At 56.1% G+C, this 13,773-nt stretch carries 21 protein-coding genes; 8 read left to right on the top strand and 13 right to left on the bottom strand.

Annotation, left to right across the window (positions count from 1 at the left end; translation table 11 throughout):
• Window positions 1–268 precede the first annotated feature (268 nt).
• A complete protein-coding gene (locus DXY04_RS12510) occupies window positions 269–394 on the bottom strand; it encodes a hypothetical protein (protein ID WP_255441954.1) in 126 nt (41 codons plus the stop codon).
• Between the two features lie 94 nt (window positions 395–488).
• On the opposite strand from DXY04_RS12510, the gene DXY04_RS01700 reads away from it, so the two are divergent.
• Together DXY04_RS01700 and DXY04_RS01695 are read left to right on the top strand one after the other, a co-directional pair.
• Window positions 489–737: a hypothetical protein gene (locus DXY04_RS01700; RefSeq protein WP_115160716.1), complete on the top strand. Its 249-nt coding sequence runs from the start codon at window positions 489–491 to the stop codon at window positions 735–737.
• 270 nt (window positions 738–1,007) lie between these two features.
• Window positions 1,008–1,187: a hypothetical protein gene (locus DXY04_RS01695; RefSeq protein ID WP_244278543.1), complete on the top strand. Its 180-nt coding sequence runs from the start codon at window positions 1,008–1,010 to the stop codon at window positions 1,185–1,187.
• A gap of 38 nt (window positions 1,188–1,225) precedes the next feature.
• Here DXY04_RS01695 and DXY04_RS01690 read toward each other — a convergent pair whose 3' ends face one another.
• Window positions 1,226–2,071 carry a sigma-70 family RNA polymerase sigma factor gene (locus DXY04_RS01690; protein WP_115160730.1) on the bottom strand — a complete coding sequence of 282 codons (846 nt, stop codon included), beginning with the start codon at window positions 2,069–2,071 and terminating at the stop codon, window positions 1,226–1,228.
• A gap of 485 nt (window positions 2,072–2,556) precedes the next feature.
• Between DXY04_RS01690 and DXY04_RS01685 the strand changes: the two genes are divergently transcribed.
• Window positions 2,557–2,805: a hypothetical protein gene (locus DXY04_RS01685; RefSeq protein WP_115160714.1), complete on the top strand. Its 249-nt coding sequence runs from the start codon at window positions 2,557–2,559 to the stop codon at window positions 2,803–2,805.
• Between the two features lie 504 nt (window positions 2,806–3,309).
• On the opposite strand, the gene DXY04_RS11995 is transcribed toward DXY04_RS01685, so the two are convergent.
• The 4 genes from DXY04_RS11995 to DXY04_RS11740 all read right to left on the bottom strand — a co-directional run bounded on the left by DXY04_RS11995 (window position 3,310) and on the right by DXY04_RS11740 (window position 4,198).
• On the bottom strand, window positions 3,310–3,453 hold the full coding sequence (locus DXY04_RS11995; RefSeq protein ID WP_170951307.1) for a hypothetical protein: 144 nt from the start codon (window positions 3,451–3,453) through the stop codon (window positions 3,310–3,312).
• On the bottom strand, window positions 3,453–3,635 hold the full coding sequence (locus DXY04_RS01680) for a hypothetical protein (RefSeq protein WP_115160713.1): 183 nt from the start codon (window positions 3,633–3,635) through the stop codon (window positions 3,453–3,455). The genes DXY04_RS11995 and DXY04_RS01680 overlap by 1 nt, the downstream gene beginning before the upstream one ends.
• 55 nt (window positions 3,636–3,690) lie before the next feature.
• A complete protein-coding gene (locus DXY04_RS01675) occupies window positions 3,691–3,921 on the bottom strand; it encodes a DUF2973 domain-containing protein (protein WP_115160712.1) in 231 nt (76 codons plus the stop codon).
• A gap of 64 nt (window positions 3,922–3,985) precedes the next feature.
• Entirely contained in the window at window positions 3,986–4,198 is a 213-nt protein-coding gene (locus DXY04_RS11740; protein ID WP_136975351.1) for a hypothetical protein, read from the bottom strand.
• 239 nt (window positions 4,199–4,437) lie between these two features.
• On the opposite strand from DXY04_RS11740, the gene DXY04_RS01670 reads away from it, so the two are divergent.
• Window positions 4,438–5,247 (top strand): glutathione S-transferase family protein, encoded by an 810-nt coding sequence (locus DXY04_RS01670; RefSeq protein ID WP_115160711.1) that lies wholly within the window; start codon window positions 4,438–4,440, stop codon window positions 5,245–5,247.
• A 268-nt stretch (window positions 5,248–5,515) separates the two neighbouring features.
• Here the strand turns inward: DXY04_RS01670 and DXY04_RS11735 are convergent, their stop codons facing one another.
• Window positions 5,516–5,743, bottom strand: a complete 228-nt coding sequence (locus DXY04_RS11735; RefSeq protein WP_136975350.1) for a hypothetical protein — start codon at window positions 5,741–5,743, stop codon at window positions 5,516–5,518.
• A 3,102-nt stretch (window positions 5,744–8,845) separates the two neighbouring features.
• Between DXY04_RS11735 and DXY04_RS01650 the strand changes: the two genes are divergently transcribed.
• Window positions 8,846–9,013, top strand: coding sequence for a DUF4278 domain-containing protein (locus DXY04_RS01650; RefSeq protein ID WP_115160729.1), 168 nt, complete (start codon window positions 8,846–8,848; stop codon window positions 9,011–9,013).
• A gap of 720 nt (window positions 9,014–9,733) precedes the next feature.
• Window positions 9,734–9,922, top strand: a complete 189-nt coding sequence (locus DXY04_RS01640; protein ID WP_115160708.1) for a hypothetical protein — start codon at window positions 9,734–9,736, stop codon at window positions 9,920–9,922.
• 358 nt (window positions 9,923–10,280) lie between these two features.
• On the opposite strand, the gene DXY04_RS01635 is transcribed toward DXY04_RS01640, so the two are convergent.
• Window positions 10,281–10,637 carry a hypothetical protein gene (locus tag DXY04_RS01635; RefSeq protein ID WP_115160707.1) on the bottom strand — a complete coding sequence of 119 codons (357 nt, stop codon included), beginning with the start codon at window positions 10,635–10,637 and terminating at the stop codon, window positions 10,281–10,283.
• A 32-nt stretch (window positions 10,638–10,669) separates the two neighbouring features.
• Between DXY04_RS01635 and DXY04_RS01630 the strand changes: the two genes are divergently transcribed.
• Together DXY04_RS01630 and DXY04_RS11990 are read left to right on the top strand one after the other, a co-directional pair.
• The gene (locus DXY04_RS01630) at window positions 10,670–10,960 is read left to right on the top strand and encodes a hypothetical protein (protein WP_115160706.1); all 291 of its coding nucleotides are present in this window, start codon (window positions 10,670–10,672) and stop codon (window positions 10,958–10,960) included.
• 208 nt (window positions 10,961–11,168) lie between these two features.
• On the top strand, window positions 11,169–11,342 hold the full coding sequence (locus DXY04_RS11990; RefSeq protein WP_170951306.1) for a hypothetical protein: 174 nt from the start codon (window positions 11,169–11,171) through the stop codon (window positions 11,340–11,342).
• Window positions 11,343–11,527: 185 nt separating this feature from the next.
• Here the strand turns inward: DXY04_RS11990 and DXY04_RS01625 are convergent, their stop codons facing one another.
• From DXY04_RS01625 to gloB, 5 genes are all read right to left on the bottom strand, one after another.
• The gene (locus tag DXY04_RS01625; protein ID WP_115160705.1) at window positions 11,528–11,770 is read right to left on the bottom strand and encodes a hypothetical protein; all 243 of its coding nucleotides are present in this window, start codon (window positions 11,768–11,770) and stop codon (window positions 11,528–11,530) included.
• 18 nt (window positions 11,771–11,788) lie between these two features.
• Window positions 11,789–12,082: a hypothetical protein gene (locus tag DXY04_RS01620; RefSeq protein ID WP_244278542.1), complete on the bottom strand. Its 294-nt coding sequence runs from the start codon at window positions 12,080–12,082 to the stop codon at window positions 11,789–11,791.
• 187 nt (window positions 12,083–12,269) lie between these two features.
• Entirely contained in the window at window positions 12,270–12,497 is a 228-nt protein-coding gene (locus DXY04_RS01615) for a DUF3136 domain-containing protein (RefSeq protein WP_006850228.1), read from the bottom strand.
• Window positions 12,498–12,542: 45 nt separating this feature from the next.
• Entirely contained in the window at window positions 12,543–12,935 is a 393-nt protein-coding gene (locus tag DXY04_RS01610) for a RidA family protein (RefSeq protein ID WP_114988626.1), read from the bottom strand.
• 64 nt (window positions 12,936–12,999) lie between these two features.
• Window positions 13,000–13,749 (bottom strand): hydroxyacylglutathione hydrolase, encoded by a 750-nt coding sequence (gene gloB, locus DXY04_RS01605; RefSeq protein ID WP_115160703.1) that lies wholly within the window; start codon window positions 13,747–13,749, stop codon window positions 13,000–13,002.
• Window positions 13,750–13,773 lie beyond the last annotated feature (24 nt).

Raw genomic sequence — 13,773 nt, 5'->3', positions numbered from 1 at the left:
GCTGCTCATGCTCTCCGCTGCTCCAGTGCTGTGGGTAGGCAACCCGGGCTTGAAGCTATGAGATTTGGTTGTTGAGTGCTCTCACTGGGTCGTCGGACTATGGGTATTCCCAACTGTGGACTATCGCAACCCCTACTGGCAGGGGGGGGGAGTGAATCTCCCTAATAACTCCCGGTGGATCCTCCCGGGCCATCCTTCATTTGACGCGGCTGCTCCTTCTGACTCACGGCAGCTGCAGTTGCGGCCGTGAGCTTCTAGTAGCCAAAGGTCAGTTCTGCTTGACCTCTTCGGCGTATTCCCGCTCGAGGTGATCAAAGCGGGCCAAGCACTCTTCTGCGTCAGCCCAGCGCCCAAAGCGGCTGAACCAACGGCTGCGTAGCCCTTCCCACCTCATGCCCCAATGCAGTGACTCTGCGTAGGTCCGGCCTGCTTTACCGCTGTATGTGAGCCGACTTCGCGTTGATCGTTCAGCCATTGGAGCCTCCTCCATGAAGGAGACCCGTGGTGTGGGTATCCATGCCTACCTTCTAGTGGGGTTGGCCTGTCAGCTGCGGTTGACCAGCCTCGATCCGCAGGTGCGTTGTCTACTTCTGGGCGTAGTCGATCAAAAGTTGCTTTTGGAAGTTGAGCTGACGCAGCTTTTCGATGTTCTGCTCATTCTCTTCTTTGCTCCAATGACGTGGATTGGCGATTCTGGCCTCAAGCTCCGATATTGCGTCGTTGAGATTTGTCGATGAGTCCTCGGTCCAGGGTTCACCTCCACAGTGGACCATTGGGTGATAGCCATGGCTGAGGTGAGTAAATATCCATTATTGATACTGATGCCATCTCGTTCGGCTGTTATCAGTATGTGGGTGTCGTGCTCGTGCAGACCTCCTCTAGGTCGGTGGTCAAACTGAGGCGACGGGATGAGGGAACAGTTGGGTTTGCGCAACCTGCCCTCATCGCACCACGGCTAAGCAGCCAAAGTTGCGATGCTGCTTAGCATGCAGCACGAAGGGCAGAGCATGACGAACAGCACTCCGAACCTCATCGCTTGGCTGGCTGAATACAGAAAGTATTTAATCCTCGTCGCCGATGGTGCCAACGATGAGGCTGCGCTTCTAAAGCAGGAAATTGAGGAGGGTCTCAATTGGGTTGAGCTGAGTTGGGCTGACCTTGAATTTGCAAATGATCCTAATCAGTAGACCAACTTCGACGAAAGAAGGTGTCACGTCGCCGTGATTCAGCGTGAAATTATTGCTAGCGACATTCGCAGCTGAATGCGTAGATTGATCAGAGCCTTGGTCTCCAACCGACGAACCCATTCTCGGGAAACATCCATTGCCTTGCCGATCTCGGCAAGGGTTTGTCCCTCAAAGAAGCGCATACGAATAACTTGGGCATCTTGCTTATTGAGTCGACCAAGCGCGGCTTGGACTACTTCCTCCGTCTCAGTCACCTCGGGCTCGTCACCAGGGGAAGCGATCCGATCCAGAAGGCTTATGCCGCCTTCTATTAGTGCTGCATCAAGTGAGCAGCAGCGGGTTCGCTGATCGTCTGCAAGGGTCTTCGTTACTTCCTCCACTGTTATGGCCAACTGATCAGAGATTTGTTGCAGCGTCGGCTGTTCCCCATGCTGCAAGGTCAGCCGCGAACTCACTTGTTTGATTTTTGAGAGCACCTCCCTCCGGTTTGAGGGAATTCGGATCGTTCTGCTCTGCTGGCTGATCGCTCGGTTGAGCCCCTGACGGATCCACCAGTAGGCGTAGGTCGAAAACTTATACCCCCTGGTTGCATCAAACTTTTCGGCGGCTCGGCTCAGACCAAGCGAACCCTCTTGGACCATGTCCTGTAACTCAAGGCCACTCCCCATCTTTTTCTTGCAGACGGAGACAACCAAGCGGAGATTGCCTGCCATCAATCGTTCCTTAGCCCGCTTCCCGCGCCGCTGAACTTGTGCGGGTGCGGCTTCAGGTCCGCCAACGTATTGGAGCCATGCCTGGATTTGACGGGAGCAGTAGATCTCCTCTTGGTCCGTCAGGAGAGGGACCCGTCCGATCTCCTGCAAATAGTCGCCGAAAGAGTCCATAAGTCGACCTTTGTTCCAATGATCGTTGCAGGTTTTTCTGCAAGGAGGTGAAAGCCCCCAGATTTCTCCGTAGATTTGCTTGCATCAAGCCCCCATCTGTGCGGTAGTCACAACTGGCTCAAAGGATTCCCCTTTAATTCAGCCGAATGACGTCGCCTACGTCAGGCTTGAAATTTCCCTAGGGGGGCAGCCTCAGACAGCTTTTACAGATTCAGCGCCATCGTCGGGTAACGCCCAAGGTTCTTCAGCTTCTTTTGCTCTGCGCTTCCGCCAAGCCCCATAGCTGTCCTCGTCTTGCTGTTCAAGGATCGGTTGATCGGCTGGATGAATGACCATGGCTGCACCCTATGAGATTTCTTAGGTCGTAGAAAAAAAATTCCAGCCCACCTCAGGAGCCCAGCCCATGTCCTTTTGCCACATGGGAGCCAAGAGCTTGTACTTCTTCTTTAGGTGTTGGCCTTGCTGGAAGAGTGCGTTGATACGCCATGATTCATCTCAGGAGAGTTCCGACAGAGGCAATTGAATCTCAACTTGTGTCTAAAACGACAGTCTCCAATGAAGACCCCGGCGATATCCCGCCCCTGAGGTTCGAGACTGGACACGAAGGGAGAGAGGCAGAACTCCTGAGTCGTTATGCATGGGAAAGGATCATGATTTTGCTCGAGCTCGGTCAAGAGCTCGATGCAAACTCAATCCTTGAGGAGTTCGACGAGCCGCCCCCCTTTGGGACGTGAGATGGAACGCCCAACTTGATCGACGTTTGAACGCTCTTCGCAGACTGGCCTGTAGACGTCTCTTCGGTAGGCCGCGATACCACTGAACAGACGTTCACGGAAGATTTTCTGGAAACTAAAACCTGTCCAAAAAGTCGCTGCAAACCCCGGCGTTAGCCCCCATATTTGGTCCCCAGGCAGCAGACGCGTATCACGTGTCACTGTCCAGGCAGTACCGGGAGAGCGACCTGGTAACTGGCAGAAATAGCTCCCTTGGCACGAGCGATTGCCAGAGGGAGCTTTCTGCGCTCTTCAGGTCTCTGAAAAGAGTTGGTGCATTCGCACTAAGGCTGTGTATAACAACGAACATCTTTGCAGCGGACACCGCATCGCTCGGGGAGAGCAGCGTTCTCCTCGCGGGTCCGTGGCCCCACGTCCTTGATTCGGTTAGAGGCTGTTAGTCAGCCCAACCGATAGAAGGGGCTGCCAGTATCAGAACCTTGGGCCGCCCAACGTGGTCGACGTTCAGCGGTCGTCCTCCTTAGATCTCGGATCGTTCTCCTTGTATCTCGGCAGGTCAGTGGGCTGAGCCAGGACGTAAACGACTGCCGCAGAGATCACCACGGTGACGATGACGAGCGCAGTGATGGCTGATGAATAGTCGGTCATCAGGCTTCAAGCTCAGCTTTTTTATCGTCTGTGCCTTTAATCTCTTCAGTTGTTGCTTCGGCTGATTTGGACTTGCTGTAAGAGCAGCCGCCAGCATTGGAGACGCTGGCGAAGGCGGCCAAGACCATGATCGCGATGACAACTGTACCGCCAAAAAAGGCCAGATTCGGGTGACGGTTCACTTGGGGCTGACCTTAGATTCAGCGGACCCTACTGGCTGAATCCAGAATTCGACGCTCAAGCCTCAGGGTGAACTAAGCCTTCGTCCGAGAAGCGAACAGCCCAAAGCTCTTCGCTGGTCACCGCACCGTTCTCATCAAGCAGTTCTGGATGTGTGGTTTTGAGACCTGTTCGGTCGCTCGACGCGTTGGCTGTAGAAGCCGACGATGGGCGCATCATCCGAAAAGCTTGCCAAAGCAAGCACGTGAAGATAGCTGCGTAGGCGAGTGGAAAAAGACCTGCGATCACTGCCTCTTCGATGCGATGTTAAGAAACGTTAACCACTGCTATCGCTGACTGAGGTTGCTAATCGCTACCAGCAGCCCTGCTTTACCTCCCCCGCGTATTCCCGCTCCAGGTAGTCAAGGCGGGCCAGGCACTCTTCCGCTTCCGCCCAGCGCCCATAGCGGCTGAACCATTTGCTGCGTAGCCCTTCCCACCTGATGCCCCAATGCAAAGACTCTGCATAAGTACGACTTCCTGCACCGCTGTAGGTGAGCCGACTTCGCATTGAACGTTCAGACATTGGAGCTCCCTCCATTGAGGAGACCCCTCATAAGAGCGTCCTTTCGCAAGTTCTAGTGGGATTGACCCGTCATCTGTGGGTAGCCAACTCCACTCCTTGCTTTGCGCCGACTAGGCTGGAACTTCATCTTCTGCTGACTGAGCAATTTAGGCCGCAAGGAAGCCCTGGAGCACTCAGTTGAACGATCGGATCGGATCCCTAGCGTTGATCAGAGATGGAGGACTTAGAGAGGCGATGACATGAGCCAAAAATCAAGGCTCGCCAGGCAGGTGACGCTTGACGAAGCGTGGTCGTCTTCAGAACACAGTGAAATTTGCTGTCTGATATATGCCACCCAAAACGGCTGGAAGCTCCCAATCCTTTTTGAAGAAATGGGTGTGCCTTATGACTGGGCACTGGTGAACTTTGAGAAGAGTGAACAGCGCAGTGAAGGTTTTCTTTCCATCAACCCAAATGGTCGGATTCCGGCACTGATTGATCGTGCGCGCGGAGTAACAGTCGCCGAGTCGGCAGCCATCTTGGAGTACAGCGCGGCTCGCTTCGTCAGCCCTTTGCTGCCCCCTGCCGATGAGGACCTGCAGCTGCACTTGCAGACGAAGCAATGGCTCCATTGGCAGGTCAGCGCCCTCGGCCCTTCGATGGGGCAGGCCATGTACTTTCAGCGAATCGCCAAGGTTCGCGGCCAAAACGATCCCTTCGCGATTGGTCGCTTCATTGCCGAAGCGGAGCGCTGTTTGCGCATGCTCGACGACCAGCTCGCGTCATCGAGCGGCCAGTTTGTGCTCGGTCAGCGTTGCACACTCGTGGATGTCGCCTGTTTCCCTTACTGCGCTAGTGCTTATTGGGCAAATGTCGATATCTCGGCGATGAGCCATCTGCTCGCCTGGATCGAGATGCTCCACCAGCGTCCGTCCTTTAGTACCGGTCTCACCGTGCCTTTCTCTCGGCCTGCTTTCTTTGGCCCTCCGTATGCAACACCGGAGGAAATCGAGGTAGAGATTGCGCGTAACGCCGGTCAGTTCGCTGTGATTTCTAAATCTCCCAGTTGAGCTGCCAGGCGTTAACGAGGCTTCCTTAGAAACACGCTGTCGGGGCGCCACTGGCAGATGCACTGCAGCTTCTCCCTCAGCCCCTCTATGTCAACCAAACGCTGTCCCGTGTGCTGCTGCACATGGACATGCTCGTGCAGGTAGCCGTCGTTGATAAGTCTGTAGAGCTGAGATCTGGACTTGTATCCGAGGCGTCGTGCAGCCTCACTACTTAGGCAAAACACTGGCAACCTGAAGGCTCTTCAGGCAGCACTCGGCATCCCATCGGTCAGCAAATTCCAAGCACAGCCCACTCGACACACAGACAACAAAGCGTTTGTCGCCAAGCTGATGCACCATCGGCGGCGGCCGAGAAATCATGCTGAATTCTTGGATCATCTCTCTTCTGCTTTTCCTGATGGTCCGTTAATTCCTTGTCCTTAAATGCATCAAGTGCCACAAATTGCAGACAACTGGCAGCCTCTGCGTCAATGCTTTCTTCGGGGATATTGGCCATTGCTGTTTTTGCAGGGGCGTTCCCCTCGCTTCAACTTCATCCACATGGCCTTCTCAAGTGCGGTGAGCTTGGGGGAGGCTTCATTCAGCACTTCCAGCGCGCGAGCCTTTGCATCACGGATATACCTGGTTGTCCTATCGAGTTCGTCGAATGCCAAAACCAGTAGCCAGGGGCATCACAAAGCTAAAAACCCTTGAGGTTCAAAATTGCATCAAGTGGCACATACTGATCAAAACTGGCGGAAGCTTGATGAGATGTGTTATCGAAAACTTATGGACACTGAATTACTCAAACAATCCTGGGAGAAGTTGCCTCAACGTGGCTACACGCTGAATAGCCCTGCCCCTGAAGTGGTGAACATCATCACGCCGACGGGTTATTCGACTCAGATTCGATTGAAACGACTGCCCAGTTATGCCCGCTACGTGCGGTGAATTTCCACCAGCTTTTGAGCTGACGGCTTGGAATGGTGTGGGGAAGAGTCCTTACGGTCCTCGATTCCCCGGTTAATAGGGAGGAGGCCAAGTGGTCCTCGACTCCCAAGTGCAGACCCCCTCGGGCTGCAGGTTCAAGATGCGCCTGCCACTTGAGCGGTCTACTTAAGCCCTCTGTTTTCTTCAGGCTGCCCCGCCGACTCACCAAACAAAGGCTTCAAGCCACACCAACGCCACAAGTGACGCTCCTGCAATCGCCATCGGTGCCCACTGGTCACGAAGAACGCGAGTCATCGCCACAAAGCAGCTGACCCAATAAATCGCAACCAAACCAGATAGCAATCAGCACTCGGCTCTGCAGCCCCTTCTATCGGTTGGGCTGACTTCCAACAGCCTTACCGAATCAAAGATGCGGGACTGCGGAACCGCGAGGAGAAACTTGTTCGCCCCGAGCGATGCGGTCCGCTCCCTAACGCTGCCGACGAGTTCTGCAATCAAGTGCAATGCACTGAATCTTTCCCGTTATTGGAAGACGGGGTTAAGCGCAGAAAGCCAGCCCCATCCACAGTTGCCGTGGGATGGGGGCTGGATTGTCTGCCAGCTAACGGGTCGCTCTCCCGTGCTGCCGCGGTATCTCACTCAGCCGTACGAGGAGATGTCGCAGGACCCATTGATAGGGAATCTCCAGTGGTGCTGCACACCATTTTTCGGAGAGCTTTGGGATCAAGGATTTCTTCCATGAAAGTCTTATAAGCCCGTAGCGAGAGCTACAGATAATCGGCGTATGAGGCCTTATTGGCCATTGACCCAACGCCAAAGGCGAGCGACAAGGCCATTATGATTCCGCTGAATCTCGCGCTCCTGCCAAGCCTCGCAATCAGCGAGATCAATCTCTTCAGGCAGAGGCGCCCAGCTCCCCATCCACACATTCACCTTCTGCGGCTTGCGGTTGCAGGGCAAAGATTCAAGCCAGTTGAAGTAGGCGCGATCCATCAGTTGTGGCGCAGTTAAGGTCAGGAGGGTTATGACCTCTGCAGAGACTTGCTCGCTGAGGTGGTGGGCTTGGCTCGGGTGATCTGCCTGTGAAGTGCGGGGCGGATCACCCTGTCCTGAACTTGTGAGCGTGACGCAGGAGACACGCGAAGAGAAAGATTGACGGTTGAATAAAAATGAGACCTCGGCAATGAGAGAGGGGGTCTCGGGTGATCTGCTTCGCTCGGCAGGTCACCTTGCCTGCAATTCGGTAGTAAGTGACGCGAAGTAGTCGTAGCCAAGAGGATTACAACTGAGCTGCACCGTTGGATCGCGCATGAGCTGGTGGTGCGGCGGAGTCACGGTCGCTCGGGGCTCCGCTTGTCTGGAAATGGTTTGAGGCCCCGTTCTCAGCCGAGGCCCCGATTGGGTAGTGGCTGGAGCACGAAACCAGCCACGGGAGGAGTTATGGAGATGGCTGAGCTCAAGAAACTGAATAAGGACAAGCGACAAGCCGTCCACCAACAACTGTCACAGTGCCAGTTGGGTAGAGATAGTGAATGTGTGAGGAAAACGCCTCACGGGGTGGAAACAAGGTCACACTCCTGAGAGACGTTTTGGAGCCCCTGCCTTCGGCGGGGGTTTCTTTTTGCCTCGCGTTATCCACAGACCAAGTGGCCCTAACTACCGCTTCAAGCCTCAAAACGCCTCGCAAGCACTACTACTAGTGCTTCAAGCCATAAAAAAACCCGCTGTGACGTGCACATCGGGCCAGGTGATGGGGGAACTGACAATATGGCCCAGCTCTTAGCCACTGCCTAGCCCCACATCTGGTGTCTTAAGAGTCGGTACAGAACTTCACCGCACTATGTCCGGAATGTGGATTTGTTGGCACTTCTCAGTCCAACAAGGCTAGTTTTGTCCAGTCCGGTCGGGTGATGGGGATCAACCGAAAGGATTAGCGACCTCGGAGACACCTCCGGGGTTTCTTTTTGGGAAATGGCCTCCAACCAAAGATCTGGCTAAGGGTTGAGTTCAACCATCCCGATCTAAATGACCTCTGGATATCCAGAAACAACGGAGCAGGATCCATCGGCGCCAATCCAGCCTGGGGATCACCGCGAACGACTCGCAAAGTTCGTTAGCGAATTGTGGGCACAACGCCGACACGTTGTTGAGACTCGTCGCCGCATCGAAAAGAGATTCGCGGATGAGAACGACTGGTTTGTCCGCAAAGACACTGAACTCGTGGACTGAACTCCTGTCTGGCTGTGGCAAAGCCCAGACCATTAGAGCTATGACCTCAATAGAGACACGTCCCCACGAGAGGGTGGTGGGCTTGGCTCAGGTGATCTGCTCTATAGAGCTGCAGCGGATCACCCTGTCTGCGATTCCGTAGTAATTAACGCGATTTAGCTGAAGTCAGTGCGGTTACGACGGAATTGCACCGCAACTGGCAGAGCTGGCGGTGCAGCGGAGCTTCAATCGCTCGGGGCTCCGCTTGCCTGGAATTGGATGATGGCACTGAGCTGGATCCAGCCAGAAAAGTGCTGTGTATCCATATGAACGACAGGGGGGGGTGACGGCCCTGTATAAAAGATCTGTAGCAACCGCTACACAACGTTCACCCCTTTTGAAGGGGCGCAGACACTCCAAGCCACGGAACGGGGACTTGGAATTTTCTGAGGAACTAACCATGACTGCTCTTCTCTACAGAGGTCACTCCTACGAGGCTCCAGCAGCCTCGCCCAAAGCTTGTATTGAGCTGACCTACCGCCGCGAGACTTACAACACCTGCCGCGAAGAAGTCGCTCACAATGCTCATCCAAGCCTGACCTACCGCGGTGTTTCCTACGCCAAGTGATCAAGGCTTAAGCAGGAGATCTCAAGCCCCTGCCCACGGCAGGGGTTTCTTTTTGCCTGCATCTAAGCACCGACTTCCCAGAAGGAGATGGGCTGGGCTCCGAAGCTGGCTAGCCCCAGTGGGGAAACCAGGCTGGGAGAAGCCCCGCACGAGCAAGGCCAAGTACGACTGCCAGTGTTGCCAGCTTCACTCCCGTCAGGATTCCTGCTGTCTTCCATGTGAACAGCGATTTCGTGAGGGTGATCACTGCGAATGCTCAGCCAAAGAACATCATGTGCCATTGACGAGCGGGGCTCGTAAGGCTGAATGGCTCCCTTGCTGACTGGTCGTCAACTGAAGACATGATCCCGAAGCTCATTTGGAGATAGCAAGCGAGCAGCTCTGCCTTCTCCAAGCTGAGAACCTCAAGGGAAACAGATGATGTTCTGTGTTGAACGAAGCGATGGGCCCGACATTTGGTTTCAGGAGCAGTGCTTCGAGACTGAGTTCAAGGCTTTCACCAACGCCCGGGCCAAATCGCTGAATACTTTCGGGCTCTATCGAGTCATGTACGAAAGTCCCGGCAACTCAGGTGAGGTGCTGAGGATTTCAAAAGGGAAAGCGATCCTGGCTGAGGATGACCGACTCGTTGGATAAGTGTTGGTGCCTAAACAACGGAAATTCCGTGGTTTGGGCTAGCGCATCAAAGGCATTGCTAGAGCAAGGGTCCAGGCAATAGCCATGTACAACGTCGTCAAGCAAGAAGCTCCCGACCGTTGGGTCAAGGAGCTCTACTTCCAAACGGAATTCAGGGCTTACCTGTGTGCCCGCACAAAGTCGAAGGCGCTGATGTGCACTTACATGGTGGTTGATGCGACCACTAATGAAGTGACCTCGATCGTTCGTCACGGCAGCCCCCTCATCGCATGAGTGATGCTTACAGCGCCATCTGCCTGATCAGGGATTACGACGTTTAGCGCCACACTGTTGTCGTGGAGGCTCTTCTACTGCTGTTGATGGGAATGACCTTCCTGCTTCTTAGGAGGATTGTTAGAAGGGCTTATGCACGCTCCTACAAGCTTCCGCCTCAACAGGTTGATCTCGATGAACTCCGAAGGAAAGCCGGGTCATAAGGTCTATGAGAAGGCGAGCGCCAATCACCAGGCATCGCGCAACAAGCCTCAGAAGCAGAAGCAGCAACAGCAGTAGTCAGCTGCAAAATCACGGGCGGAGAAAGAGCGACTCAAGCAAGGAGCAGTTTTGGAATAGTGGAGGGATAGGAGACTTTTCAGCGTCGGTAGTACTGGTTCGGGGGGCGCCGGTTGTGCACCCCGATGCCCAACATCGCGCTCAGTTCACGAGCAGCGGCAACAGCGGTACCGATGTTGTTCGATTCCATCCCGCGGGCCATGCACTCCTGCAGGTTGTGGATCAAAACCGTGGCCATTTGAGGGTTCTCTACGTTCGTTGCCTCAAGGTCCTTGTGGACCAGATCCATTGCTTTGCCTGCGATCCGCCGCGCCGTGCGCCTGCTGACCCCCTCAGATTCGGCCAACCTGGCCACAACGTGGCTCACGGAGTGCCCCTGCAGGATCCATCCAGCTGCGTTGCGGATGCGGATCTTGTTTTCGGTCTGGGTGGTCATGGCTACATCTGGGTGGCAACAGCTGGACGCAGATGAAAAAGCTCCAGGAGATACGGGGATTTTTCGCCTTTGTGCTGCACCCGCCGAACGGTTACCTGCAACCGATCTGCACGTTGGTGTTGGCTCTGGCCGTGATGAGTGTGGGCGCCACGACGGCAAGGGAGGCCGAGAACAGAGAAATGTGCGCTCGTTACATGGCTTTTATCGGTCGCGATCGAGATGATCCACAACGCCAGGCCGCGTTGAAAAAAATGGCTGACCGTCTCGAGGTGCCATCCATACGAGGCAACGACGTTTATGCGTTCTGTGCGACGTACAGGTGAGGTCATAGGAGCCCTGCAGCAATGAAGTGCTCCTCGACCAGGGACAGCTCTGCATCATCGAGGTCCTCGGCCATATCGGCGATGACACCGGCCATGATGGCTCTGGTGATACGAAACCATTCCTCCCTGCTGCAAAAGGCCACCACTGAGGGATCCGCAGAGTCTGAATTGAGTGGGTAGGGGCCGCGGACTCTTAGGCCTGCCTCTCGTGAACCGTCATCCGAACATTGCCTTCTTCGGTGGCACCGTGATCATCGCGCTCATGGTTATGGCTGCTTTCGCCAATGTGGCCAACGCGTGCCATCACAACGCCGAGACAGCCGAGCAAACCTCGACAGACGCCCCTCGTAAAGCTGACGGGAAGGCTGAAGTAGAAGCCTGAGCCACAAGAGGCACAAAAAAGCCGGGTGCAGCTATCCCCTCGCAACCCGGCTGTCGCATTCACCGTTTATGTAGCTGGTCTTAGTCCGTCCCGTTGGACCTCAGTTATGGCTCAACTGTTCAGCTCGATACATGAGCTAGCTGGCGCATTGACTTAGGGCACCGGCGGCACCGTGGTCTGGCTGATCAAAAACCGCGGCCGTCACGTTCCCGCATTTCCAGGCGGAGTTGCTGATAGCGAAGCAAGGCCCGCTCTTCATCCAGCTGAGGAAACAGCAAACGGGCCTCTTCCAGGCTTGGCGGCTCCAAGAGCCAGTCATCAGAGCGATCCGGGGCCACTTGCTCAGGCTTGCGTTTCCACAGCTGGTGTCCTGGTGCGACCCAGCCAAACCAGCGACGAAAACGGTCGAACAGCTCGAGGGGGTGCATCCGATCACCCTAAGGAGATCACGAATCCAAGCGCTGGCATACGTGCATGGTTAATCCCCCTGGGCGATGTGAAACAACAGACTCGTTCTGAGGCATCAGGCTCTGCGGTTGCCGTCGCCTTGGATCCTCCCCATTGCGCCAGGGGGTGAACATCAGGAAATTTCCGGCCACCAGACCTGCCGTCACGATCACTGCGGCAATCTGCTCGAGCTGTTCGATCTCCATCCCTGCATTGTCCCGCGTTCTCCCAGCAGGGGTGTCCCCTGCATCGTCGACGGCTTGGGATTCAGCTCGCTCTGCAGTTCCAGGCAAAGGGCAGCTCCCAGCATCACCGTGACTACGCCTAGTCCCTGGTTCAGCTTGAGTCGCCTTCTGGGCTTGCGGAAAATACAGCGGGTCATACCAGGCCCTTGCTTCTCAGCCTGGTTTAACGCTTGTTTTCAGTTCAAATTGAAGCGTTGGCCACGAGAACGCTGGGAAAACGCTGAGACAACGGCTCTCAATCCTCTTTTGGGTTTTCCAGGTCGCGGCGGATCAGGGCCAGCAGGTAGGAGGGGGATTTGTAGCGGGTGGGCAGGCAGCGGTTCAGCGTTTCCAGATGCCCCCAGCAGACGGTGCGTTCAATGTCTTGAACGGTTTTTCCCTGCTGGAGGAGACGCCGCAGCGCCTTGCAATACATCGGATAGCCCGCCTCTAATTCACCGATGGTGAGTTTCGCCTGAGGCATAGGACCACTGAAGCCAGTTCCAACCTATGCCCCCGCGGGCCAGGCTCAGCTGCCGAGCCAGGCGACGCAGTCGATTTCCACCCGTGCTCCCTTGGGGAGGGCTGCCACCTGAACGCAGGCGCGCGCTGGGCTGACCCCCTCGCCGAACACCTCGGCATAGATGCCATTCACGGTTGCGAAATCGCCCAGGTCCGCCAGGAACACCGTGGTGCGCACCACCTGAGCCGGGGTGGCGCCAGCTTCCTTCAGCACAGCACAGAGGTTTTTCAGCACCTGATGTGTTTCCGCCGCCACATCACCGTTCCCCACCATTTCGCCGGTGGCTGGATCCAGTGGAATCTGCCCGGAGCAATAGAGCCACTCGCCGGCCAGCACAGCCTGGTTGTAAGGCCCAACCGGTGCAGGTGCGTCTTGAGTGGTGATGGCCTTGGCGCTCATGGGCTGGTTCTCAACAGCAGTCATCACGATCATCGCCGTTGGTGATCCCCTGCTTCGCCATCGCTCATGCCGGCCGCCACTGGTCCTTGTGCTGACGCAGCACGGCCAACTCCGCGGCTGTATGGGCCTGCATGAACAGGTTGGTGCGGCGTTCCATGGCGATGCTGCTGGGCAGGCTGAGCTCTCCTTGGGCACGGAGCCTCCGCACCTCCCGGTAGCGCTCAGCCAGAACTGCGTCGCTGGGGCGTTGCTCAACGGCCCATTGCAGGTTGGCCTCGGTGTACTCGTGGGCACAACAAACCCTTGTGGCCTCGGGCAGTTCTGCCAGCTTCTGCAGGGCCTGATGCATCTGTTCAGCGCTGCCTTCAAACAGTCGGCCACAGCCCCCGCTGAACAGGGTGTCGCCGCAGAACAACAGGGGCCCGATCTCGCCGCCCTCCGGGTTCGGGATGAAAAAGGCGATGTGGGCCCGGGTGTGGGCCGCCACATCCAGCACCTCCACCTCATGGCCAAGAACAGTGATCAGGTCGCCATCCCGCACCGGCATCGTCTGAAATGGGATCCGCTCCCGGTCCTCAGCGGAGGCAATCACCGCAGCCTCGGGCCAGCGTTTCAGCAACTCCGGTGTGCCGCCGATGTGGTCGGCGTGGTGATGGGTCTGCAGCACGGCGGCCAGGCTCAAGTGCCGTTCGTCCAGCCACTCGCGCACCGGTGGCGCCACGGCGGGGTCGATCACCAGGGCCTCCGCACCCCTCACCCAGATCCAGATCACGTTGTCCTGGAGCACCGGCAAGGCATGAAGTGAGGAATGCATCGTTAAAGTCCTGCCTGGTTAACC

This window comes from Synechococcus sp. UW86 (genome assembly GCF_900474085.1).
In the GTDB taxonomy this organism is placed as follows: domain Bacteria; phylum Cyanobacteriota; class Cyanobacteriia; order PCC-6307; family Cyanobiaceae; genus Parasynechococcus.
This window is presented reverse-complemented; position numbering and strand designations above follow the sequence as displayed.